Origin of the sequence: Streptomyces achromogenes subsp. achromogenes (assembly GCF_000720835.1) — a bacterium.
GTDB lineage: Bacteria > Actinomycetota > Actinomycetes > Streptomycetales > Streptomycetaceae > Streptomyces > Streptomyces achromogenes.
Window position 1 is genome coordinate 1 of the sequence record NZ_JODT01000048.1, and the last position, 23,518, is coordinate 23,518.

The following is a 23,518-nucleotide window of genomic DNA, read 5'->3' on the forward strand; positions in this document are numbered from 1 at the left end:
CACCCCCCGGCCCCCCCCGCCCCCGCCCCCGGCGCCTGGCCCACCGCGGCCCCCGCCGGCAGTGGCCGGCGCCCCGGTGGCTGGCCCACGGCCGCCGCTCCGGCGAGCGGGCGGGCAGGTCAGGGACAGGGCTCCGGCCAGCCGCAGCAGCCCGCACAGCCCCAGCAGCAGCCGGGCCGTACGGCTCCCGCGCCCGCACCCGCACCCGCGCCCGCGCCTCAGGCTCCGGCGCCCGCCCCCGCCGGCGGCCTCGACCCCCGCGCGCTCTGGCCGAACATCCTGGAGGCCGTCAAGAACCGCCGCCGCTTCACCTGGATCCTGCTCAGCCAGAACGCCCAGGTGACCGGCTTCGACGGCACCACCCTCCACCTCGGCTTCGTCAACGCCGGTGCCCGTGACAACTTCGCGAGCAGCGGCAGCGAGGACGTACTGCGGCAGGCGCTGGCCGAGCAGTTCAACGTGCAGTGGAAGATCGAGGCGGTCGTCGACCCGTCCGGCGGCGGTGCCCCGCAGGCCCCGGGCGGCGCGTCCGGCTACGGCGGCTCCCCCACCGGTGGCTACGGCAGCGCTCCCGGCGGTGGCTACGGCGCCCCGGCCGCGCCCCGCCCGGCGGCTCCCCAGGGCGCCGCGCAGGCCCCCGCCGGCACCCGGCACAGCGCTCCGGCCGCGCCCGCACCCGCACCGGCGCCCCAGCCGGCCGCCGCCCCCGAGCCGCCGCCCGTCGCCCCCGAGGACGACATCGCCGAGGACGACGACCCGGATCTGGACGAGTCGGCCCTCTCCGGCCACGAGCTGATCGTCCGCGAGCTGGGCGCGACGGTCGTGGAGGAGTTCACCAACGAGTAGCCCGCCGGCGAGTAGTCCGCCGGAGGGTGGCCCAGCGACGAGCAGCCCACCGACGGTGGGTAGCCACCCGGCCTCGTCCGGCGCGCCCCACCAAGGGCCCGCACGCGGAGGCTGCGGACAGCGCCGGCCGCCCGCTGACCGGAGCCTCGCCGGAAGGTCTTTGGAGGAACCTCCGACAAGCCCGGCCCCCGGACTTCGGTGACCTTGCCATTAGGCTGACCCCGTGAAGGTCCTCGTCATCGGCGGCGGCGCCCGCGAACACGCCCTGTGCCGCTCCCTGTCCCTCGACCCCGACGTCACCGCTCTGCACTGCGCCCCCGGCAACGCCGGGATCGCCGAGGTGGCCGAGCTGCACCAGGTCGACGCGCTCGACGGTGCCGCCGTGGCCGGACTGGCCACCCGCCTCGGTGCCGAGCTGGTCGTCGTCGGCCCGGAGGCCCCGCTGGTCGCCGGGGTGGCCGACGCCGTCCGCGCGGCCGGCATCCCGGTGTTCGGCCCCTCCGGGGAGGCCGCCCGGATCGAGGGGTCCAAGGCCTTCGCCAAGGACGTCATGGCGGCGGCCGGGGTGCCCACCGCCCGCTCCTACGTCTGCACCACGGCCGAGGAGGTCGCCGAGGCCCTGGACGCCTTCGGTGCCCCCTACGTCGTCAAGGACGACGGTCTCGCCGCGGGCAAGGGCGTGGTCGTCACCTCCGACCTCGAGGTCGCCAAGGCGCACGCCGCCGGGTGCGACCGGGTGGTGATCGAGGAGTTCCTCGACGGCCCCGAGGTGTCCCTCTTCGCCATCACCGACGGCGAGACCGTCGTACCGCTCCAGCCCGCCCAGGACTTCAAGCGCGCCCTGGACGGCGACGAGGGCCCCAACACCGGCGGCATGGGCGCGTACTCGCCGCTGCCGTGGGCCGACCCCAAGCTGGTCGACGAGGTGCTGCAGACCGTGCTCCAGCCGACGGTGGACGAGATGCACCGCCGCGGCACGCCCTTCTCGGGGCTGCTCTACGCGGGCCTCGCGATCACCTCGCGCGGGGTCCGGGTCATCGAGTTCAACGCCCGCTTCGGCGACCCGGAGACCCAGGTCGTGCTGGCCCGCCTGAAGACGCCGCTGGCCGGCGTGCTGATGGCCGCCGCCACCGGGAACCTGGCCGATCTGGCGCCGCTGCGCTGGAGCGAGGACGCGGCCGTCACCGTCGTCGTCGCCTCGCACAACTACCCCGGCACCCCGCGCACCGGCGACCCGATCACCGGGCTCGACGCGGTGGCCGCCGAGGACGCCCCGCACGCGTACGTGCTGCACGCCGGTACGAAGCACCAGGGCGACGCGGTCGTCAGCGCCGGCGGACGCGTGCTGTCCGTCACGGCCACCGGCAAGGACCTGGCCGAGGCGCGCGAGCGGGCCTACCGGGCGGTGGGCCGGATCGGACTGGACGGTTCCCAGTACCGCACCGACATCGCGGCGAAGGCGGCGCAGGCCTCGGGCGCCTGAGCCCACACCCTCCTGACCTGCACGTATGCCATTCAGGCCCCGGATTCACCATCCGGGGCCTGACCTTTGCTGTCTGTCACCCAGCTCTGACCAAAGCCATTCCATCGAGTGAGCAATCGGCTATCCGGCTGACGGGGGGCGAGGCCCCAACTAGGGTGCCGCGCAAGCGTTCCGGCACTTGGCCCACCGGCATTGCGATGTCAGTGGCGGGTGCCACAGTGGGGGAGTGAGCATCAGCAGGGCAGGACGCGAGCGGCAGGGAGGGGGCGAGATCGGCACGTGAGCGGAATCGGTGTGGAGGCGGGCGCGCAGGCCGCGCGCTCCCGGGCCCTCGCCGTGCTGCGGGTCCGCAGCCGGGCGCTGGCCGTGGCGGTGCTGCCCGCGGGCGCCGCGGTGATCCTGCTGACCGGCGCCTCCACCGGCCATCTCGTCGGCCCGGGCTGGGACGCCGCCCGCTGGGCCGTGGGCGTGCCGGCGGTGCTGGTGCTGCTGGCCGCGGCCGGTGTCGGCCTGGTCGTGGCCCGGGCCCGCCCCGCCATCAGCCCCACGGTGCCGGTCCCGGAGGAGTCCGCCCCCGATCTGTACCGGATGGTGCGCGACCTGGCCGACCGCCTGGAGGTCCCGGCCCCGTCGGCCATAGCGCTCACCCCGGACTGCGACAGCTGGCTGGAGGACCGGGCGCACTCGGCGCACGGCCCGCCGCCGCGCCCGGCACCCGGCCGGCCGGCGGGGCCCCGGACCCCGGTCCCGCCGGTCCTCGTCATCGGCTCGCCCTTCCTGTGGTGGATGCGCGTCGGCGAGCTGCGCGCGGTCCTCGCCCCGGTCATCGCGGGTACGGGACCCTCGGCGCACCCGGACATAGCGGCCGCCCGCCGCTTCGTGCGCGGGCTGGACGCGGCCGTGGCCGTCGCCTCGGCCCCGGGCCGCCGGCCGCCGGTCCGCGGGCTGTGCGCGGCCGTCGGCTGGGTGGCCCGGCTGCTGCTGCGCGGCTGCCGGGAGCACGCGACGCAGATGGAGCGCGGGGTCGCGGCGGCGGCGGCCGAGCGCGCCCAGGCGGTCGACTACGGCCTGCGGATCGTCGCCCAGGAACAGGTCGGGCTCGCCTACGCCGGCTGGGACCGGCTGCTGACCAGGGTCGCGCTGCCCGCCTGGCGCATGGGCCGCTGGCCGTCCCGGCTGGACGCGGGCGTGGTGGCGGCGCTCACGGAGCTGTCCCGGCGCGACCGGCTGGCCGAGGGCTTCACCTCCCGGCTCGGCGAGCGGCCGGCCTGCGATCTGCTGGAGGAGCCCGGCGCGGTGGACGAGGCCGCCTCCCTGCTCGCCGCCCGCCTCTTCCACGGCGGACCGGCGACGCCGTGCGCCGACTGGGCGCCGGTGGACTGGCAGGCGTATCCGGAGGAGGTCGTGGACCGCACCTGGCGCGTCGACGCGGCCCGTCTCCACCGGGCCCTGGACGCGCTGGGCGTCCGCCCCTCCCGCCACCCCGGCACCCCCGACCCGGGCGGCCCCACGCTGGCCCGGGTCCTGGACCACCTCACCACCGGCGGCACACCCCCGGCCGAGCCCGCCCACCCGCACGAGCCCCTCCGGCCGGCTCCCGCGCGTCCCGCGCCCCGGGCCGCCGACGGCGGCGGGTACTCCTCGCAGGGGTCACCCGCGTCCGACGACGTCACTCGCTCGGGTGGTGTGGGTGGGCGCGGCATGGACGCCGGCGGGGAGGCGGAGGCGGAGCCCGGCACCGACCGCAGCGTCGCCCTGGCCGCCCGTCTCACCGCCGAGCTGGCCCGCGAGGAGGCCCAGGCCCTGCGGGCCGGCAAAGGCGCCGCCGGCGCCCTCCAGGGCCCCGACAGCGTGGCCTGGGCCCCCGGCGACCCCGGCCTGCCCCCCTTCCCGCTCCAGCCCCACCGCACCGGCCGTGAGCTGCTCGCCGACCACGTCACGGCGATGGTGTGCTGCGCGGCCGTGGACACCGCCGGCGCGGTCCCCGCCCTGGACTGGCTGGACGGCCCCTCCCTGCTGCTGGACGGCGAACGCGCCGCCGACCTCGCGCCCAAGGTGCTCACCCTGATCGAGGACGGGGACCCGGGCCCGCTCCGCGACTGGCTGACCGCCTTCGGCATACGCCCCGAGAAGCCCGTACGGCTGGTCTGACGCCGCGGCGCAGACCGTGGGCGGGCCCGCCCGCCCGGCCGTCCGCGCCCGCACCAAGGGGTGCCGGAGCCGTACCCTCATCGGCCACTCCTGTAACGGAAAGGCGATTTCCACTTCAGGTCAATTCGCAACGAGTAGTGACCGGCCCCGTGCGTTATGTGATGTGCTGGGACCGACCACGCCTTTGGCAAGGGCGCGCGACATACGACAGCGCGGCCGAACACGGCGGAGCCACCGCACAGCGAGCCCAGACACGGGGGGATGAGGGAGGGGAGCGACCATGGCCTCGGACCGCATTCGCCGCTGGGAGTCCGGAGCACTCGCGCATGGCGTCACTGACCCCTTCGGCCAGGGCCCGGTGCCCTGGCTGCGTGGCAGTGAGCCGTACATCGACGACTTCGGCAAGGTGATGCCCTGGTACGTCGACGCCTGCCCGCAGGTGTCCGCGGGATCCGGCCGCCGCCGCGCCCCGGCCCCCCGCACCTCCTCCGCCGGGCCCCGCTCCGCCGACGACGTGCACCGCCAGATCAAGGGCTTCACCTCCACCGGCGCCGTCGCGCCCGGCGAGGCGATCGACTTCCACATCACGGTCGACCCGCCGCAGGAGTTCGTCGTGGACATCTACCGCATCGGCCACTACGGCGGCGACGGCGCGGCCAAGATCACCACCAGCCCCCGGCTCTCCGGCATCGTCCAGCCCCCGCCGCTGACCGCCGACCGCACGGTCTCCTGCCACCACTGGTGGCTGTCCTGGCGCCTCCAGGTGCCCTCCTACTGGAGCATCGGCGCCTATGTGGCCGTCCTGACCACGCACGACGGCTACCGCTCCCACGTGCCCTTCACGGTCCGCGACAGCCACCCCGCCGACCTGCTCCTGCTGCTGCCCGACGTCACCTGGCAGGCGTACAACCTCTACCCCGAGGACGGCCGCACCGGCGCCAGCCTCTACCACGCCTGGGACGAGGAAGGCCGCCTCCTCGGCGAGGCCGACGCCGCCACCACGGTCTCCTTCGACCGGCCGTACGCGGGCGCGGGCCTGCCCCTGCACGTCGGCCACGCCTACGACTTCATCCGCTGGGCCGAGCGCTACGGCTACGACCTCGCCTACGCCGACGCCCGCGACCTGCACGCCGGCCGGATCGACCCCACCCGCTACCGGGGCCTGGTCTTCCCGGGCCACGACGAGTACTGGTCGGTGCCGATGCGCCGGGCCGTCGAGGACGCCCGGGACCGGGGCACCTCGCTGGTCTTCCTCTCCGCCAACACCATGTACTGGCAGGTGGAGCTGGCGCCTTCCCCGTCCGGTGTCCCGGACCGGCTGCTGACCTGCCGCAAGCGCAAGGGCCCGGGGCGGCCGGTGCTCTGGCGCGAGATCGACCGGCCGGAACAGGAGCTGATCGGCATCCAGTACGCGGGCCGGGTGCCCGAGCCGCATCCGCTGATCGTCCGCAACGGCGGCCACTGGCTGTGGGAGGCGACCGGCGCGCACGAGGGGGACGAGCTCAAGGGCCTGGTCGCCGGCGAGGCGGACCGCTACTTCCCGCGCACCGCGCTGCCCGAGCACGACGAGCGGATCCTGCTCGCCCACTCCCCGTACACCGACGCCGGCGGCGTCCGCCGGCACCAGGAGACCTCCCTGTACCGCGCCCCCTCCGGCGCCTGGGTGTTCGCCTCCGGGACCTTCGCCTGGTCCCCGGCCCTGGACCGCCCCGGCCACGTGGACACCCGGATCCAGCGCGCCACGGCGAACCTGCTGGACCGCATCTGCAAACGCGACTGACCCCCGGGCGGCGCCCGATCGGCCCCGTACGGGAGAATCGGGGCATTGGACAGAGCCACGGGGAGGAACCGTGTCCGGATTCGTAGAAAAGCCCGAGCCGATCGAGGTTCCGGGCCTGGTGCACCTGCACACCGGAAAGGTGCGCGACCTGTACCAGAACGAGGCGGGCGACCTCGTGATGGTCGCCAGCGACCGCATGTCCGCCTACGACTGGGTGCTGCCCACCGAGATCCCCGACAAGGGCCGGGTCCTCACCCAGCTCTCCCTGTGGTGGTTCGACCAGCTCCGCGACCTCGCCGTGAACCACGTCATCGGCACCGACGTGCCCGAGGGCGCCCCGGCCGACTGGGCGGGCCGGACGCTGGTGTGCAAGTCCCTGCGGATGGTCCCGGTGGAGTGCGTGGCCCGGGGCTACCTCACCGGCTCCGGCCTCGCCGAGTACCAGCAGTCCCGTACGGTCTGCGGCCTCGCCCTCCCCGAGGGCCTCGTCGACGGCTCCGAACTGCCCGCCCCGATCTTCACCCCGGCCGCCAAGGCCGAGGTCGGCGAGCACGACGAGAACGTCTCCTACGAGGAGGTGGCCCGCCAGGTCGGCGCGGAGACCGCCGCCCAGCTGCGCCAGGCCACCCTCGCCGTGTACTCGCGGGCCCGGGACATCGCCCGGGACCGGGGGATCATCCTGGCCGACACCAAGTTCGAGTTCGGCTTCGACGGCGACACGCTCGTCCTCGCCGACGAGGTCCTCACCCCGGACTCCTCCCGCTTCTGGCCGGCCGACACCTGGCAGCCGGGCCGCGCCCAGCCGTCGTACGACAAACAGTTCGTGCGCGACTGGCTGACCTCGCCGGCGTCCGGCTGGGACCGCCACGGCGAGCAGCCCCCGCCGCCGCTGCCCGAGGAGGTCGTGGCCGCGACCCGGCAGAAGTACGTGGAGGCGTACGAGCGGCTGACCGGCACCAGCTGGTCGTAGCCCGCGAGCCCCCGGCGAAAGCCGGGGGTACGCGAAAAGCCCCCGGTGGGAACCGGGGGCTTCTTCATGGAGCGGACGACGAGGCTCGAACTCGCGACCTCAACCTTGGCAAGGTTGCGCTCTACCAACTGAGCTACGTCCGCGTTGCGCCGTGGCGCGAGAGCAACTATACCCAACCTCGCTCCCGTGCGAGACGCACCGCCGCATGACGGTTCTCGGCACCGAGCTTGGTGACCGCCGAGGACAGGTAGTTCCGCACGGTCCCCGGGGACAGCGCGGCCCGCTCGGCGATCTCCGCGACCGGCGCCCCGTCGGCGGCCAGCTCCAGCACCTCGGCCTCCCGCGCGGTCAGCGGAGAGTCCCCGGCGGAGATCGCGTCGGCGGCCAACTCCGGGTCGACGTAGCGGTTTCCCGCGTGCACGGTGCGGATGATCTCGGCGAGCCGTTGGGCGCTGACGGTCTTCGGGACGAACCCGCGCACACCGGCCGCGAGCGCCCGTTTCAGATGCCCGGGGCGGCCGTGCCCGGTGACGATCAGCACCCGGCAGCCGGGCAGTTCGGTGCGCAGGGATGTGGCGACCTTCACACCGTCGGCGCCCGGCATCTGCAAGTCCAGGACGGCGACGTCGGGTGCGTGCGCCCGCGCCATGGCCAGCGCCTCGGGCCCGCTCGCCGCCTCCGCGACGACCAGCAGGTCGTCCTCCAGGGACAGCAGCGCGGCCAGGGCGCCCCGGATCAGATGCTCGTCGTCGGCCAGCAACAGCCGTACCGGTGCGCTCACGAGGTGTCTCCTCCCACAGTGGTCAGGGGTATGTCCGCGACCAGGCGGAACCGGTCCCGGTCCGGACCGGCGTGGCCCGCCTCCAAGGTCCCGCCCACGGCGGCCAGCCGCTCCCGCAGCCCGGCCAGCCCCGAGCCGCCGCCCCCGCTGCCGCCGGCCGCCACGGCTCCGTCGTTCTCCACCGTCAGCACCGCCCGCCCCTCACGCACCGTCAGCCCCACCCGGCACCGGTTCGCGTCCCCGTGCCGCAGCACGTTGGTGGCCGCCTCGCGCACCACCCAGCCGAGCGCGGACTGCACCTCGGCGGGCAGTCCGCCGGTCTGCGCGCTGACCTCGCAGTCGATCCCGGCCGCCGCCAGCACGCCCTGCGCCCCGGCGAGTTCGGCGCCGAGGTCGGCCTCCCGGTAGCCGCGCACCACGGCCCGCACCTCCCGCTGGGTCTCCTGCGCGATCCGCTGCACCTCGATCATCTGCTCCACCGCCTCGGGCCGTCCGCGCCGGGCCAGTTGCACGGCCAGCTCGCTCTTGAGGGAGATCACCGACAGGTTCCGGCCCAGGACGTCGTGCAGGTCCCGGCCGAACCGCAGTCGCTCCTCGGCGACGGCGAGCCGGGCCTCCACCTCGCGGGCCCGTTCCGCCTCCCACAGCACGGACAGCGTCCAGGCCCCGCACCGGCAGGCGAGCAGCGCGAACACCGTCATGAAGGCGGTGACCAGAGCGGTGCCCAGCAGTCCGGCGGCGGACCGGTCGGCGATTCCGAGGGCGGCCACGAGCAGCACCGAGAGCACGGCCGCACCGCGCAGGAAGACCCGTACCGGGACGGTGAGGCCGTACAGCAGCGCGAACGGCAGCAGGACGGCGCCGAGCGCCAGCCGGAGCGACCCATGGTCGGTCCCGTGCACCGCGGCGAGCGCCACGATCAGCGCCACCGCGAGGCCCAGCAGCACGGCCGGGACGCGGTGGGCTCCGGCCGGCAGCCGGGCGCGCCCCAGGTAGTCGTCGAGCACGGGCCGGGTGAGCCGGTTGGCGGCGGCGCACTGGAGGGCGGCCACCAGGATCAGCGGGATGCCGAGGAGGAGGGCCGCGGGCCGGCCGCGGACGAGTCCGGGGGTCAGTGGCAGCATCAGCCAGCTCAAGGTGAAGAACCAGGTGGTGACGTACCAGGAGACCACCGTGTACAGCTCCACCCGGTCCGCCTTGCCACGCTCCCGCCAGTGCCGCTGCTGCCACCGCCGTATCGGCCCCACCACACGCGCCACCCCCCGTTCCTCAGCGCCGGGGCTCCCACCGGAACCACCGTCGGACAGCGACCACCGCCACCACGGTCCAGGCCAGCGCGGTCGCGAGCGCGCCCAGTGCCTCGTAGGCGCTCAACTGGCCGGTCCAGCCGCCCCGGACGAGCCGGATGGCGGGGGACAGCGGGAGCAGCTCGCAGACGGAGGCGAGCGGTTCCGGCATGACCTCGGTGGGGACCATGATCCCCGAGCCGATCATCGAACCGAACACCACGGGCAGCGCGGTGACCTGACCGCTCTCCACGGTGCGGGTGACGGTGGCGGTGAGCGCGGCCAGCGCGGCGCTCAGCACCAGCCCGGCCACCAGCCCCAGCAGGGACAGGTACGGCGCCTTCGGGGCCCCCGCGCCGAGCAGCGCCACGCACGCCGCGCACAGCACCAGCGCCTGGGCGAAGCCGAGGGTCAGGGTGGGCAGGGCGGTGCCGGTGAGGATCTCGGTGTCGGTCAGCTCTCCGGTGCGCAGCCGCTTCAGGACGAGTTCCTCGCGGCGGGCGACGTAGGCGTTGACGAGCGCGCTGTAGACGGCGAAGAGGAACGAGAAGCCGATCCCGGCGGTGAGCATGGCCGCGCCGACGCTGATGCCCTGCTTCTCCAGGTCGACGTGGTCCAGGGCCGGCCGCATGCTGAACGGCAGCAGGAGCGGCACCAGGAGCGCGGTGACGACGACCCCGCGGTTGCGGCCGAGCAGGGACAGCTCGGCCCGGGCCAGCGCCCGCAGCCGCCGCACGGAGGGCGTGGTGAGGACCGTGCTCATGCCGCGGTCACCTCCTCCCGCTCCCGGGCGATTCCGAGGAAGGCTTCCTCCAGGGAGGCCGAGCGCACGTCCAGCGCGCCCAGTTCGACCCCGGCCCGCTCGGCCCAGGTGAGGACGGCGGTGGCGGTCCGCTGGAGTTCGCGGGTGCGCAGCCGGACGGTCCGGCCGTCGTACTCGTGGTCGCAGACGCCGAGGGCGGCGAGCGGCGGCAGGTCGCCGGGGAAGTAGCCGGGGGGCAGTTCGAAGGACATCCGGGAGGGTCGGCCGGCGGTGACCTCGGCCGGTGTCCCGGAGGCGGCGATCCGGCCCTCGTGCAGGATGGCGAGCCGGTCGGCCAGGTGCTCGGCCTCCTCCAGGTAGTGCGTGGTGAGCAGCACGGTGGTGCCCTGGTCGCGCAGGGCGCGCACCAGCGTCCAGGTGTCCCGGCGGCCCTCGGCGTCGAGTCCGGTGGTCGGCTCGTCGAGGAAGAGCACCTCCGGGTCGCCGAGCAGGGCGAGCGCCAGGTCGAGGCGCCGGCGCTCCCCGCCGGACAGCTGCTTGACCCGTACGCCGTGCTTGTCCGCGAGTCCCACCCGGTCCAGCACCTCGGCCTCGGGCCGGGCCCCGGTGGTGCAGCCGGCCCACATCCGGGCGGTCTCCGCGACGGTCAGTTCGGCGGGGAAGCCGCCTTCCTGGAGCATCACGCCGGTGCGGGGCCGTACGGCGGCCCGCTCGCGGAAGGGGTCGTGGCCGAGCACCCGGATCCGGCCGCCGGCCGGTGCGGCGAGCCCCTCCAGCAGTTCGACCGTCGAGGTCTTCCCGGCGCCGTTGGTGCCCAGCAGGGCGAAGATCTCCCCGCGCGCCACGGAGAAGCTGATTCCGCGTACGGCTTCGAACCCGCCCCCGTAGACACGCCTGAGGTCGGTGACCTCGATCACGTGCTCGTGTCCGTCGATGTTCATGACACCAGCGTCCGCGCGGCGCGCCCGCGTCGGCAGTGCGCGATGTCATCCCCGCGCATGACAAATGTCAGCACCGGGCCGGAGCACGAAAAGACCCCGGTCCAGTGGACCGGGGTCTCATTCCCGAGCGGACGACGAGGCTCGAACTCGCGACCTCAACCTTGGCAAGGTTGCGCTCTACCAACTGAGCTACGTCCGCACTGCTCCCGATCGGCTCTCACCGGCCGGTGCGAGCACCAGCCTACCTGATCCACAACGGTGGTCGTGTCGGCGGTGCAGAGCGGGTGACAGGAATCGCACACTGCGCCTTCCCCCTGGAAGGGGGATGTTCTACTACTGAACTACACCCGCGTGTCCTCGGGATCCGGCCTTTCGGCCTCGCCCCTCGGCGTGCTCCAGACATTAGCCGATCATCGGGGGGGTAGCGCAAGTCGGCTCCCGCCCGGTCCCGTATGTCCCAAGTGCACGGCTCCCGGGGTCCGCTGACGGACCCCGGGAGCCGCCCCTTCGCGGGCTCACTGCGCGGCGGTGAACGCCTCGTAGACCTTCTTCGGGATGCGTCCCCGGGCCGGGACGTCCATCTTGTTGGCCTGGGCCCAGGCGCGGACGGCCGCCGGGTCGGGGGCGACCTCCGTCTGCTTGTACGCCTTGCCGGACCGCGACCGCTTGCGGCCGGCCTCGACGTACGGCGCGAGCGCCTTGCGCAGTTTCTTGGCGTTGGTTTCGTTCAGGTCGATCTCGTACGACTTGCCGTCGAGTCCGAAGGCGATCGTTTCCGCCGCTTCCGAGCCGTCGATGTCGTCAAAGAGAGTGACCACGACCTTTTGCGCCACGAATATCGGTCCCTTCGTGCGGCACGTCGTTACAGCTCAACGCCGATGACGTGCCGAGTATCGGCTATTGCCAATTCATTTGTACAGTGCCCGGCAATGAAATGTGAAGCCCGACTAAATCCGTCCGCGTGTCCGGGCGCAATAGGAGCCGGTGGGCGGACTGTGGAACTTTCCCAGAACTTTTCGCGGGTGCGCGGCTTCGACACCCGATCGTGATGCGCCTCACGTACTTTCCTCCAACTCTACCCGCGTAGAAATTTTGTGCGGGTAGTCTGAAGGAACCTGCTCAGCACCACACACCGGGAGTGCCAGTGGCACGCGTCGTAGTCGACGTCATGCTCAAGCCGGAGATCCTCGACCCCCAGGGCCAGGCGGTCCAGCGTGCGCTGCCCCGCCTGGGATTCGAAGGGATCTCGGACGTACGTCAGGGAAAGCGATTCGAACTGGAAGTTGACGGGCCGGTCGACGAGGCCGCGCTCGCCCGCATCCGCGATCTTGCGGAATCCTTCCTCGCCAACACCGTGATCGAGGACTTCACGGTCCGGGTCGACGAAGTCGCGGAGGCGGCCAAGTGACCGCTCGTATTGGCGTCGTCACTTTCCCGGGCAGCCTGGACGACCGGGACACCCAGCGCGCGATCCGCCTCGCGGGCGCCGAGCCGGTCGCCCTGTGGCACAAGGACAAGGACCTCAAGCAGGTCGACGCCGTGGTCCTGCCCGGCGGCTTCTCCTACGGCGACTATCTGCGGGCCGGGGCCATCTCCCGGTTCTCGCCGGTGATGGACACCGTGATCGAGCAGGCGAAGGCCGGGCTGCCCGTCCTCGGCATCTGCAACGGCTTCCAGATCCTCACCGAGGCCCACCTCCTCCCGGGCGGGATGCTCGGCAACGACCACCTCCACTTCATCTGCCGCGACCAGAAGCTGCGGGTGGAGAACGCGGAGACGGCCTGGACCGGCGACTACCGCGCCGGGCAGGAGATCCACATCCCGCTGAAGAACATGGACGGCCGGTACGTCGCCGACGCGTACACGCTCGACAAGCTGGAGGCGGAGGGCCGGGTCGTCTTCCGGTACCTCGACTTCAACCCCAACGGCTCGCTGCGGGACATCGCCGGCATCACCAACGAGGCCGGGAACGTCGTCGGTCTCATGCCGCACCCCGAGCACGCCGTCGAGCCGCTGATCGGTACCGGCCGTACCGACGGGCTCCCCTTCTTCACCTCGATCCTCAAGAAGCTGGTCAACGCATGAGCCGGACGCCTCTGGACACGGTCGAGCACGCGGCCGCGACCCCCGACGTCGAGCTGCCCTGGGCCGAACTCGGCCTGAAGAAGGACGAGTACGAGCGGGTGGTGGAGATCCTCGGCCGCCGCCCGACCGGCGCCGAACTCGCCATGTACTCGGTCATGTGGTCCGAGCACTGCTCGTACAAGTCCTCCAAGGTCCACCTGCGCCAGTTCGGCGAGAAGGCGCCGCAGAGCGACGCGCTGCTCGTCGGTATCGGCGAGAACGCCGGCGTGGTCGACGTCGGCCAGGGTTACGCCGTGACCTTCAAGGTCGAGTCGCACAACCACCCGTCGTACGTCGAGCCCTACCAGGGCGCGGCCACCGGTGTCGGCGGCATCGTCCGCGACATCATCGCGATGGGCGCCCGCCCGGTCGCGGTCGTGGACCCGCTGCGCTTCGGCGCCGCCGACCACCCCGACACCAAGCGCGTCCTGCCGGGCGTGGTCGCGGGCATCGGCGGCTACGGCAACTGCCTGGGCCTGCCCAACATCGGCGGCGAGGTCGTCTTCGACGCCTGCTACCAGGGCAACCCGCTGGTCAACGCCGGTGCCATCGGCGTGATGCGGCACGAGGACATCCACCTCGCCAAGGCCTCCGGCGCGGGCAACAAGGTCATCCTCTACGGCGCCCGGACCGGCGGCGACGGCATCGGCGGCGCGTCGATCCTGGCGAGCGAGACCTTCGACGACGCCAAGCCCTCCAAGCGCCCCGCCGTCCAGGTCGGCGACCCCTTCCAGGAGAAGCTGCTCATCGAGTGCACCCTGGAGGCGTTCAAGGAGAAGCTGGTCGTCGGCATCCAGGACCTCGGCGCGGCCGGCCTGTCCTGCGCGACGAGCGAGCTGGCGTCCAACGGCTCCGGCGGCATGCGCGTGACGCTGGACGACGTGCCGCTGCGCGACTCGACCCTGTCTCCTGAGGAAATCCTCATGAGCGAGTCGCAGGAGCGCATGTGCGCGGTCGTGGAGCCGGAGAAGGTCGACCGCTTCCTGGAGATCTGCGAGAAGTGGGACGTCATCGCCACCGTCATCGGTGAGGTGACCGACGGCGACCGGCTGGAGATCTTCTGGCACGGCGAGAAGATCGTGGACGTCGACCCGCGCACGGTCGCGCACGACGGCCCGGTCTACGAGCGCCCGTACGCCCGCCCCGACTGGCAGGACGCCCTCCAGGCGGACGACGCGAACAAGCTGCCCCGCCCGGAGACGAGCGAGGAGCTGAAGGACCAGGTCCTGAAGCTGGTCGCGTCGCCCAACCAGGCGTCGAAGAAGTGGGTCACGCAGCAGTACGACCACTTCGTGCAGGGCAACACCGTGCTGGCGCAGCCGGAGGACTCCGGCATGATCCGCATCGACGAGGCCACCGGTCTCGGCGTCGCGATCGCGACGGACGGCAACGGCCGGTACGCCAAGCTCGACCCGTACACGGGCGCGCAGCTGGCCCTCGCCGAGGCCTACCGGAACGTGGCCACCACGGGCGCCAAGCCGCTGGCCGTCTCCGACTGCCTGAACTTCGGCTCGCCCGAGGACCCGGCGGTGATGTGGCAGTTCGCGGAGGCGGTACGCGGTCTGGCGGACGGCTGCCGGGAGCTGGGCACCCCGGTGACCGGCGGCAACGTCTCGCTCTACAACCAGACCGGCGAGGCGGCGATCCACCCGACCCCGGTCGTGGCCGTCCTCGGCGTGATCGACGATGTGGCCCGCCGCACCCCGGTCGCCTTCCAGGAGGAGGGCCAGCTGATCTACCTCCTCGGCGACACCCGCGAGGAGTTCGGCGGCTCGGCCTGGTCCCAGGTGGTCCACGACCACCTCGGCGGCCTGCCCCCGGCGGTGGATCTGGAGCGGGAGCGGCTGCTGGCCGAGATCCTGATCTCCGCCTCCCGTGACGGCATGATCGACTCCGCGCACGACCTGTCCGACGGCGGTCTGGTCCAGGCGGTCGTGGAGTCCGCGCTGCTCGGCGGCATCGGCGCCCGCCTGGTCGTCCCCGACGGCCTGGACGCCTTCACCTTCCTGCTGTCGGAGTCGGCCGGCCGTGCCATCGTCGCCGTCCCGCGCTCGGAGGAGATCCGCTTCACCGACATGTGCGGCGCGCGGGGCCTGCCGGCCACCCGCATCGGCGTGGTCGACGGGGACACGGTGGAGATCCAGGGCGAGTTCTCCCTCACCCTGGAGGAACTCCGCAAGGCCCACGAGGAGACGATCCCGGCGCTGCTGGCGTAAAGCCCGTACGCGGTGAGGGCCCGGCCCGGGCATACCGTCCGGGCCGGACCCTCCGGTTCAGCGCATGTAGTTCTGGAGGATCTCGGTGTCCAGCTCGATGCCCATCGGGCCGGGCAGGGCCACCTTCTCACCGAACTTCGCGGTGTGGACGTCGCGGTAGCCGCCGATCTGCCGGTCCGGCCCACTGTGCACGGTGAGCGTGCAGGAGTCCCGGTCGATCAAGAGGTAGAGCGGGATTTCGGCCTGGCCGTACACGGTCGGCTTCTCGTGCCGGTCCCGCCGGTCGGTGTCCGAGTCGTACGAGGTGACTTCGACGACCATGAGCACACCGGCCGGGTCGGCCCACTCGCCGTGCCCCGCGAAGTGGGCCTCGGGAGCGATCACCGCGTCGGGCTTCGCCCTGCCCTCGCGGGACGCCTCCACCCGAAGTCCACGGCCCTGATACAGATCAAGGTCGGGCCTTGCCTGCATACAGCGGCGGGCCAGCCAGGTGACGATGGTGTCGTGGTCTCCGTCGGCCACCTTCTTGACTCCGATCCGTCCGTTGATGAACTCCAACGTGACGGTCTCGGGAGTGGTGGAGGCGATCTTCTCGAACTCCTGCACCGACATCTGAGACGTGCGCTCGGCCATAACCGTCATGCTGCAGCCCCTTCCAGGCACAGGCCAGTGTTGTCCGGTCCCGGCGCCCGAAGCGGGTTTCGGCGTCGACCACCCGCACGAGTGATCGACGGCAGAGCTCCGCATAGGCTCGCCCCATGCCAACAGCCAGGAAACGTGCGCGTAGTTACGACCCCGTCAAGACGCGGGCCGCCGTGTTCGCTCAGCTCGGGCATGTGCGGGAGGCCGTGCGCGGGCTGGACGAGGAGCGGCTCGGGCTGCCCACGCGGCTCGGGGAGTGGACCGTGCGGGAGCTGGTCGTGCACATCGGCATGGCCGTCACCGCCGTGCTGCGGGCCGCCGCCCGGCCGGCGCCGCCGAAGCAGGACGTCCGGGTGGTCGACTGGACCTTCGCCACGGCCGCCAACTCCGCCGCGATCGACGACTTCACGCGCCGGCTCGCCGCGGAGCGCCCCGACCTCGACGCCTACCTCGCGGAGGCCGAGGACGGCCTGCGCGCCCTGCTGGCCGAGCACCCCGCCGGCCGGCTGCTGGAGACCAGCGCGGGAGCCATGGCGCTGGACGACTACCTCGTCACCCGTACCGTCGAACTCGTCGTCCACACCGACGACCTGAACGCCGCCGTCCCGGGCCTCGCCGTGCCGTACGACCGGCAGGCCCTGGCCACCGCCACCCGGCTGCTCGCCGACGCGCTGGCCGTCAAGGCGCCCGGCGGCTCCACCGAGGTGCGCGTGCCGCCGTACGCCGTCGTGCAGTGCGTGGAAGGGCCCCGGCACACCCGCGGCACCCCGCCCAACGTCGTGGAGACCGACCCGCTGACCTGGATCCGGCTCGCCACCGGCCGCCTGTCCTGGGCGGACGCCCTGGCCGGCGCGCAGGTAGGCGCCAGCGGGGAGCGGGCCGACCTCGGGGGACTGCTGCCGCTGCTCGGCTAGCGGAACCGGCGGGCCTCCGGGTGCGTCGAAACGGTATGAAACGGCACAAGCAGTGGCTCGGTGTGGCGGCGATTCCCCTGGTGGTGGCCTGTGCCGCCGGGAAGGCGGACAGTGGTGCCATGGACGCGAGCGAACCGGTGACCGGGGTGGAGTGGCGGGTCGAACGGGTCACCGTCGGCGGGGAGAGCCTCGCCGCTCCCGCCGCCGGCTCCCCGCACCTGCGGATCGGCACCGACGGCACCGCGGCCGGGAACCTCGGCTGCAACCGCTTCAGCGCTCCCGTCAGCGTGCACGGGGACCGGATCGCCTTCGGGGCGCTGCGCACCACCAAGATGGCCTGTGACCCCGCCCGGATGAGCTTCGAGCGGGCACTCGCCAGGGCGCTCGACGGCCAGACGCTCACCGGCGCGGCCGAGCGCGGCGGGCTCACCCTCACCACCGGTCACGGAGACCGCGTGCACCTCACCCGTGGCGCTCCCGAATGATGTGCGACACCTCACTCATCGCGGCGGCGAATCGTCGGTAATCGTCTGACAGCGGCCGGGCCCGGGATCCGCCGGTTCCCCGGCGAACTCCCGATGACCTGCGAAAACGCGAAAAGCACCAAGGTGATCGGGGTGGCCCGCCCGGGCGAGGGCACGTATCCCCAATTCGGACCAGTGGACGACCTCGCCTACACTCGGTGGCGTGCCACGTGGTGACGGTCGACTCAATCACGATCTGCTTCCCGGCGAAAAGGGCCCCCAGGACGCTTGCGGCGTCTTCGGCGTCTGGGCTCCGGGTGAAGAGGTCGCAAAGCTCACGTACTTCGGGCTCTACGCCCTCCAGCACCGGGGTCAGGAATCCGCGGGAATCGCGGTCAGCAACGGCTCCCAGATCCTCGTCTTCAAGGACATGGGCCTGGTCTCCCAGGTCTTCGACGAAACCTCGCTCGGTTCGCTCCAGGGTCACATCGCGGTCGGACACGCCCGCTACTCGACCACCGGGGCCTCCGTGTGGGAGAACGCCCAGCCGACGTTCCGCGCCACCGCGCACGGCTCCATCGCGCTCGGCCACAACGGCAACCTGGTCAACACGGCGCAGCTCGCCGAGATGGTCGCCGCCCTGCCCAACGACAACAACAGCCGTTCCACCCGGGTCGCGGCCACCAACGACACCGACCTGCTGACGGCCCTGCTGGCCGCCCAGGTCGACGAGGACGGCAAGCCGCTCACCGTCGAGGAGGCCGCCCACGCGGTGCTCCCGAAGGCGCGTGGTGCCTTCTCGCTCGTCTTCATGGACGAGCACACCCTCTACGCCGCCCGTGACCCGCAGGGCATCCGCCCGCTGGTCCTCGGCCGCCTGGAGCGCGGCTGGGTGGTCGCCTCCGAGACCGCCGCCCTGGACATCACGGGCGCCAGCTTCGTGCGCGAGATCGAGCCGGGCGAGTTCGTCGCCATCGACGAGAACGGCCTGCGCAGCTCGCGATTCGCGGAAGCGAAGCCCAAGGGCTGTGTCTTCGAGTACGTGTACCTGGCCCGCCCGGACACCGACATCGCCGGCCGCAACGTGTACCTCTCCCGCGTGGAGATGGGCCGCCGGCTGGCCAAGGAAGCCCCGGTCGAGGCCGACCTGGTCATAGCGACCCCGGAGTCCGGCACCCCGGCCGCCATCGGCTACGCGGAAGCCTCCGGCATCCCCTTCGGCGCCGGCCTGGTCAAGAACGCCTACGTCGGCCGGACCTTCATCCAGCCCTCGCAGACCATCCGCCAGCTGGGCATCCGGCTGAAGCTGAACCCGCTGAAGGAAGTCATCAAGGGCAAGCGCCTGGTGGTCGTGGACGACTCGATCGTGCGCGGCAACACCCAGCGCGCCCTGGTCCGCATGCTCCGCGAGGCCGGCGCCGCCGAGGTGCACATCCGGATCTCCTCGCCGCCCGTGAAGTGGCCCTGCTTCTTCGGCATCGACTTCGCCACCCGCGCGGAGCTGATCGCCAACGGCATGAGCATCGAGGAGATCGGCACCAGCCTGGGCGCCGACTCCCTCGCCTACATCTCCCTCGACGGCATGATCGAGGCGACCACGATCGCCAAGCCGAACCTGTGCCGCGCCTGCTTCGACGGCGAGTACCCGATGGAGCTGCCGGACCCCGAGCTGCTCGGCAAGCAGCTGCTGGAGACCGAGCTGGCCGCCGGTCCCGCCGCCACGGCCGCGGCCGACGCGATCCGCCGCCCGTAACACCCCCCGCAGTACGACACGAAAGCTCTCACAGCCATGTCTGAGACAACTGGTGCCAGCTACGCAGCGGCGGGCGTCGACATCGAGGCGGGCGACCGCGCCGTCGAGCTCATGAAGGAATGGGTGAAGAAGACGCAGCGCCCCGAGGTGCTGGGCGGCCTCGGCGGCTTCGCCGGGCTCTTCGACGCCTCCGCCCTCAAGCGCTACGAACGCCCCCTGCTGGCCTCCGCAACGGACGGCGTCGGCACGAAGGTCGACATCGCCCGCCGCATGGGCGTCTACGACACCATCGGCCACGACCTGGTCGCCATGGTCATGGACGACATCGTGGTGTGCGGCGCCGAGCCGCTGTTCATGACCGACTACATTTGCGTCGGCAAGGTTCACCCCGAGCGGGTCGCGGCCATCGTCAAGGGCATCGCGGAGGGCTGCGTGCTGGCCGGCTGCGCGCTGGTGGGCGGCGAGACGGCCGAACACCCGGGCCTGCTGGGCGAGGACGACTTCGACGTCGCCGGGGCCGGTACGGGCGTCGTGGAGGCCGACCGGCTGCTGGGCGCCGATCGCATCCGCACGGGTGACGCGGTGATCGCCATGGCGTCCTCCGGGCTTCACTCGAACGGGTACTCCCTGGTCCGTCACGTCCTGCTGGACCGCGCCGGGCTGTCCCTGGAGTCGGAGATCGCGGAGCTGGGCCGCAGCCTCGGCGAGGAGCTGCTGGAGCCCACGAAGATCTACTCGCTGGACTGCCTGGCCCTCACCCGCACCGCCGAGGTGCACGCCTTCAGCCATATCACCGGCGGCGGGCTCGCGGCGAACCTGGCCCGGGTGATCCCGGACGGTCTGCACGCGGTGGTCGACCGCTCCACCTGGACCCCGGGCGCGATCTTCGACCTGGTCGGGAAGACCGGCAGTGTCGAGCGCCTGGAGCTGGAGAAGACCCTGAACATGGGCGTCGGCATGATGGCGATCGTCCCGCAGGAGTCGGCCGAGGTGGCCCTGACGACCCTGGCCGACCGGGGTGTCGACGCCTGGGTGGCCGGCGAGATCACCGAGCGCGGCGAGAAGACCACGGGCGCCGAACTGGTCGGCGACTACGCGTAAGGCCGGAACGCGGGGCCCCGGCCCCGCGACGGCAGCACGCAGGACGACAGCACAAAACCCGGTCCGGTGCTACGGCCCCGGACCGGGAAAGTGCGGTAAAGCCCGCTGCAAGCGTTACGCGCCGCGACGGTGCTGCTGAGGACTGTCGTCCTCGTCGTCGTCGTCCTCATAGAGGTCGGCGTACCGTGCATACAGGTCGTCGTCGTGCTCATCGTCCTCGAATCGGTCGCCGTTCGGCGACTGGTTCGACGTCGATGCGCCCAGCTCCTCGGCCAGGCGTGAGAGGTCCGTCCCACCGCTGTTGTACTTCAGCTGGCGGGCGACCTTCGTCTGCTTGGCCTTGGCCCGGCCGCGCCCCATGGCTCGACCCCCTCAACGACGGGGCTCGACGGCCCCAGAGTCTGACACGCGTTCATGATCTGGAACGGACTCTCCATGGAGAGGCCGGTCCGTAGGGCTTCCACGGTACCTGAGCCCGCGCCCATACGGTACGTCGCCCGCAGCACGCGCGTGTGCACAGGACCTTCGAGGCGCCCCGTCCTCGCTGGTCAGTGGCGATTTTAACCACTTATCGGGGAACGACCCGCCGGGGGAAGTGAGAGTTCTCTCGAAGTTCCCGCCGACGGGTACCGCTCATGTGTGCGAAACGGCTAGCGCGCGGTGCGGTGCGCGCGGGCGTCGGCCATCCGCTGCTCGGCGATCCGGTCGGCCGCGGCGGCCGGCGGAATCCCGTCTTCCTTCGCACGTGCGAATATGGCCAGCGTGGTGTCGAAGATCTTCGACGCCTTCGCCTTGCACCGTTCGAAGTCGAACCCGTGCAGCTCGTCGGCCACCTGGATGACCCCGCCGGCGTTCACCACGTAGTCCGGCGCGTAGAGGATCCCGCGGTCGGCGAGGTCCTTCTCCACGCCCGGGTGCGCGAGCTGGTTGTTGGCCGCCCCGCACACCACCTTGGCGGTGAGCACCGGCACGGTGAGGTCGTTCAGCGCGCCGCCGAGCGCGCAGGGCGCGTAGACGTCGAGGCCCTCGACCCGGATCAGCGCCTCGGTGTCGGCGACGGCCGTCACGCCCTCGGGGTGCTCGTCGAGGATGCGCCGCACGGCGTCGGCGCGCACGTCGGTGATCACGACCTCGGCGCCCTCGTCGCGCAGGTGCCGCACCAGGTGGTGGCCGACCTTGCCGACGCCGGCGATGCCGACCTTGCGGCCGCGCAGCGACGGGTCGCCCCACAGGTGCTGGGCGGAGGCACGCATGCCCTGGTAGACACCGAAGGCGGTGAGCACCGAGGAGTCGCCGGCCCCGCCGTTCTCGGGGGAGCGGCCGGTGGTCCAGCGGCACTCGCGGGCCACGACGTCCATGTCCGCGACGTAGGTGCCGACATCGCATGCGGTGACGTAGCGCCCGCCGAGGGAGGCGACCATGCGCCCGTAGGCGAGCAGCAGGTCCTCGGTCTTGTCGCGCTCCGGGTCACCGATGATCACGGCCTTGCCGCCGCCGTGGTCCAGACCCGCCATGGCGTTCTTGTACGACATCCCGCGCGCGAGGTTCAGGGCGTCGGCGACGGCCTCGGCCTCGGACGCGTACGGGTAGAAGCGCGTGCCGCCGAGGGCGGGGCCCAGGGCGGTGGAGTGGATGGCGATCACGGCCTTGAGGCCGCTGGCGCGGTCCTGGCAGAGCACGACCTGCTCATGGCCGCCCTGGTCCGAGTGGAACAGGGTGTGCAGGACATCGGCAGGCGCGCCGGTTACGTCGGTCACTGTGGTGACTCCTGTGTACTAGCGGCGAGTGGGGTCGGTCCCCGTACGGGTGGCGGGGAGCCGTGGCATGAGCGTAGAGCCTCGGCCCCGTCACCATCCGCTCAGTGTTCAGGATCACTCTCCGGGGCCCGCCGCGCACGCATGTCCGTGGCACGATTTGCAGTGGTTTCGAGCCGGGCCCGATGGGGAGGGAGCAGGCGTGCCCAAGGTGTCCTCCGTGGTCGTCCCCTATGCCGCGTACCTGCGTGTGTACGAGCCGCTGGGCGCCTTCCCGGAGTCGGAGCGCGCCCACTGGGCGCGCTACGCCCGCCGCCCCGACCGCCCCTCCTACCAGGACGAACTGCGGCGTTCGCTGGCCGACTTGGTGGCCACCCCGCCGGTCGCGGTGCCGGTGCACGAGAGCGGCGACGCCTTCGTGCTGGAGGTCGACGGGGACGTCCGCGTGTGCCCCTGGCGGACCCGGCTGCGCGGCTGGCAGGCCCTGGACGGGCTCGCGGAGGAGCTGCCCCCGCCGGTGCTGGACGCGGTGCTGCCGCCCGTGGTGCGCCGGCAGGCGGCCCAGGACTACGAACGCTGGCTCGCCCGCAACCCCGACGCCCGCCCGTGGATCCGCACGGCGACCTGGCAGGTGCCGCTGAACTGGTTCGTGCTGGTCTCCGACGAGGAGCGGCGGTACGACAAGGGGACCGCCGACGTGCCCCCGGTGCTGCGCTACCGCACCCCGATGGTGCAGGCCCGGCGCCGGGTGGCGCGGGCGCTGCGCACCCTGCGGGACACCGTCGAGGAGGGGCCGCTGGTCGACGGCGTGTTGGACGTCGGCCGCTGGCTGGAGGAGTTCCACCCGCGCTCGCTGGTGGAGCTGGACTACGGCGGGCTGGTGCACGTGCTGCCGGCGGGCGAGCTGGAGGACGACCACTCGGCGGCGGACGTGGCGGCCGGCATCGAGGCGCTGCGCCGGGGCGACGGGGTGGCCGCGGGGGAGGCGTACGGGCGGCTCGTGGAGCGCTGGCGGGCGGTCAGGGATCTGCGTTCCGCGAACTGAGTGGCGTGCGTCACAGTCAAACAGGCGCTGGAAGACGTACGTTCTACCTCGCTTGACCACCTGACGGGACGTTGGACTCGATCTGGACTTTTGTCCCAAGGGTGATGGACTGCACTTACAAGGCCCTTGCCCTGGATGCCACCCCTCGTGCCAAAATAGGACAAGGAGTCCGGGGAGGGCTCCGTCCGTCCAACTATGCTCCACTATGGCCGGAATCTCAGCATTGCACGCTTTGGGGGGTCCGGTGACTCCTGAACGCCACTGTGACTGATCGTCACAGTGGAGTGACTGTCCGCTATGGCATGGTCCATCGGCTTCCGTCGCTGATGAACACCTGGGAGGGCAATTCCATCGGTTTGGCCGACGCGGCTGGACAGATGGTGTAGTTGTAGTGCCGAGGACAAGCCGTTCGTCCTATAACCGACTCGACTCGCGTCCGCCATTTCGGGCAACGCGGGTCAAGGTGCAGAATTTAGAGGAAAGAACCGAGAAGGTTCGGTTCTC

20 protein-coding genes, 3 tRNA genes and 1 pseudogene are annotated in these 23,518 nt (G+C 72.2%); 13 read left to right on the forward strand and 11 right to left on the reverse strand.

Annotation, left to right across the window (positions count from 1 at the left end; genetic code table 11):
• From IH25_RS0133620 to IH25_RS0133640, 5 genes and pseudogenes are all read left to right on the forward strand, one after another.
• Positions 1 to 846: pseudogene (locus tag IH25_RS0133620) on the forward strand (DNA polymerase III subunit gamma and tau); the annotation flags it as partial.
• A 223-nt stretch (positions 847 to 1,069) separates the two neighbouring features.
• Positions 1,070 to 2,329, forward strand: a complete 1,260-nt coding sequence (gene purD / locus IH25_RS0133625) for a phosphoribosylamine--glycine ligase (RefSeq protein ID WP_030619633.1) — start codon at positions 1,070 to 1,072, stop codon at positions 2,327 to 2,329.
• Between the two features lie 279 nt (positions 2,330 to 2,608).
• On the forward strand, positions 2,609 to 4,480 hold the full coding sequence (locus IH25_RS0133630; protein ID WP_030619636.1) for a M48 family metalloprotease: 1,872 nt from the start codon (positions 2,609 to 2,611) through the stop codon (positions 4,478 to 4,480).
• A 280-nt stretch (positions 4,481 to 4,760) separates the two neighbouring features.
• Entirely contained in the window at positions 4,761 to 6,260 is a 1,500-nt protein-coding gene (locus tag IH25_RS0133635; RefSeq protein ID WP_030619639.1) for a N,N-dimethylformamidase beta subunit family domain-containing protein, read from the forward strand.
• 70 nt (positions 6,261 to 6,330) lie between these two features.
• Positions 6,331 to 7,230 (forward strand): phosphoribosylaminoimidazolesuccinocarboxamide synthase, encoded by a 900-nt coding sequence (locus tag IH25_RS0133640; RefSeq protein WP_030619641.1) that lies wholly within the window; start codon positions 6,331 to 6,333, stop codon positions 7,228 to 7,230.
• 67 nt (positions 7,231 to 7,297) lie between these two features.
• Here the strand turns inward: IH25_RS0133640 and IH25_RS0133645 are convergent.
• The 8 genes from IH25_RS0133645 to IH25_RS0133680 form a co-directional block, all read right to left on the reverse strand.
• A tRNA-Gly gene (locus IH25_RS0133645) sits at positions 7,298 to 7,373 on the reverse strand.
• Between the two features lie 23 nt (positions 7,374 to 7,396).
• The gene (locus IH25_RS0133650; protein ID WP_030619643.1) at positions 7,397 to 8,011 is read right to left on the reverse strand and encodes a response regulator transcription factor; all 615 of its coding nucleotides are present in this window, start codon (positions 8,009 to 8,011) and stop codon (positions 7,397 to 7,399) included.
• On the reverse strand, positions 8,008 to 9,270 hold the full coding sequence (locus IH25_RS0133655; protein ID WP_030619645.1) for a histidine kinase: 1,263 nt from the start codon (positions 9,268 to 9,270) through the stop codon (positions 8,008 to 8,010). Before IH25_RS0133655 ends, IH25_RS0133650 begins: the two co-directional genes overlap by 4 nt.
• Positions 9,271 to 9,280: 10 nt before the next feature.
• Positions 9,281 to 10,060 carry an ABC transporter permease gene (locus IH25_RS0133660; protein WP_030619647.1) on the reverse strand — a complete coding sequence of 260 codons (780 nt, stop codon included), beginning with the start codon at positions 10,058 to 10,060 and terminating at the stop codon, positions 9,281 to 9,283.
• The gene (locus tag IH25_RS0133665; RefSeq protein WP_030619650.1) at positions 10,057 to 11,001 is read right to left on the reverse strand and encodes an ABC transporter ATP-binding protein; all 945 of its coding nucleotides are present in this window, start codon (positions 10,999 to 11,001) and stop codon (positions 10,057 to 10,059) included. Before IH25_RS0133665 ends, IH25_RS0133660 begins: the two co-directional genes overlap by 4 nt.
• A gap of 126 nt (positions 11,002 to 11,127) precedes the next feature.
• Positions 11,128 to 11,200 (reverse strand) — tRNA-Gly (locus IH25_RS0133670).
• Between the two features lie 80 nt (positions 11,201 to 11,280).
• A tRNA-Gly gene (locus IH25_RS0133675) sits at positions 11,281 to 11,352 on the reverse strand.
• 164 nt (positions 11,353 to 11,516) lie between these two features.
• Entirely contained in the window at positions 11,517 to 11,834 is a 318-nt protein-coding gene (locus tag IH25_RS0133680) for a histone-like nucleoid-structuring protein Lsr2 (protein WP_030619653.1), read from the reverse strand.
• A 311-nt stretch (positions 11,835 to 12,145) separates the two neighbouring features.
• On the opposite strand from IH25_RS0133680, the gene purS reads away from it, so the two are divergent.
• Genes purS through purL form a run of 3 tightly spaced genes read left to right on the forward strand, consistent with a single transcriptional unit; the run spans position 12,146 to position 15,341 of the window.
• Positions 12,146 to 12,409, forward strand: a complete 264-nt coding sequence (gene purS, locus IH25_RS0133685; protein WP_014673609.1) for a phosphoribosylformylglycinamidine synthase subunit PurS — start codon at positions 12,146 to 12,148, stop codon at positions 12,407 to 12,409.
• Positions 12,406 to 13,086, forward strand: coding sequence for a phosphoribosylformylglycinamidine synthase subunit PurQ (gene purQ / locus IH25_RS0133690; RefSeq protein WP_030619657.1), 681 nt, complete (start codon positions 12,406 to 12,408; stop codon positions 13,084 to 13,086). The genes purS and purQ overlap by 4 nt, the downstream gene beginning before the upstream one ends.
• Positions 13,083 to 15,341, forward strand: a complete 2,259-nt coding sequence (gene purL / locus IH25_RS38100; RefSeq protein ID WP_037656175.1) for a phosphoribosylformylglycinamidine synthase subunit PurL — start codon at positions 13,083 to 13,085, stop codon at positions 15,339 to 15,341. Before purQ ends, purL begins: the two co-directional genes overlap by 4 nt.
• Positions 15,342 to 15,398: 57 nt before the next feature.
• Here the strand turns inward: purL and IH25_RS0133700 are convergent, their stop codons facing one another.
• Positions 15,399 to 15,983, reverse strand: a complete 585-nt coding sequence (locus IH25_RS0133700; RefSeq protein ID WP_030619659.1) for a Uma2 family endonuclease — start codon at positions 15,981 to 15,983, stop codon at positions 15,399 to 15,401.
• Positions 15,984 to 16,099: 116 nt separating this feature from the next.
• On the opposite strand from IH25_RS0133700, the gene IH25_RS0133705 reads away from it, so the two are divergent.
• The 4 genes from IH25_RS0133705 to purM all read left to right on the forward strand — a co-directional run bounded on the left by IH25_RS0133705 (position 16,100) and on the right by purM (position 20,215).
• Positions 16,100 to 16,897 (forward strand): maleylpyruvate isomerase family mycothiol-dependent enzyme, encoded by a 798-nt coding sequence (locus IH25_RS0133705; RefSeq protein ID WP_030619662.1) that lies wholly within the window; start codon positions 16,100 to 16,102, stop codon positions 16,895 to 16,897.
• Positions 16,898 to 16,932: 35 nt separating this feature from the next.
• Positions 16,933 to 17,382 (forward strand): META domain-containing protein, encoded by a 450-nt coding sequence (locus tag IH25_RS0133710; RefSeq protein WP_030619665.1) that lies wholly within the window; start codon positions 16,933 to 16,935, stop codon positions 17,380 to 17,382.
• A 202-nt stretch (positions 17,383 to 17,584) separates the two neighbouring features.
• A complete protein-coding gene (gene purF / locus IH25_RS0133715) occupies positions 17,585 to 19,114 on the forward strand; it encodes an amidophosphoribosyltransferase (RefSeq protein WP_030619667.1) in 1,530 nt (509 codons plus the stop codon).
• A 36-nt stretch (positions 19,115 to 19,150) separates the two neighbouring features.
• Positions 19,151 to 20,215, forward strand: a complete 1,065-nt coding sequence (purM, locus tag IH25_RS0133720) for a phosphoribosylformylglycinamidine cyclo-ligase (RefSeq protein ID WP_030619670.1) — start codon at positions 19,151 to 19,153, stop codon at positions 20,213 to 20,215.
• Between the two features lie 114 nt (positions 20,216 to 20,329).
• Here the strand turns inward: purM and IH25_RS0133725 are convergent, their stop codons facing one another.
• Together IH25_RS0133725 and IH25_RS0133730 are read right to left on the reverse strand one after the other, a co-directional pair.
• Positions 20,330 to 20,575, reverse strand: coding sequence for a DUF3073 domain-containing protein (locus IH25_RS0133725; protein ID WP_030619673.1), 246 nt, complete (start codon positions 20,573 to 20,575; stop codon positions 20,330 to 20,332).
• 290 nt (positions 20,576 to 20,865) lie between these two features.
• Positions 20,866 to 21,972 carry a Leu/Phe/Val dehydrogenase gene (locus tag IH25_RS0133730; RefSeq protein WP_030619674.1) on the reverse strand — a complete coding sequence of 369 codons (1,107 nt, stop codon included), beginning with the start codon at positions 21,970 to 21,972 and terminating at the stop codon, positions 20,866 to 20,868.
• A 199-nt stretch (positions 21,973 to 22,171) separates the two neighbouring features.
• Between IH25_RS0133730 and IH25_RS0133735 the strand changes: the two genes are divergently transcribed.
• Entirely contained in the window at positions 22,172 to 23,014 is an 843-nt protein-coding gene (locus IH25_RS0133735; protein ID WP_030619677.1) for a hypothetical protein, read from the forward strand.
• Positions 23,015 to 23,518: the final 504 nt, after the last annotated feature.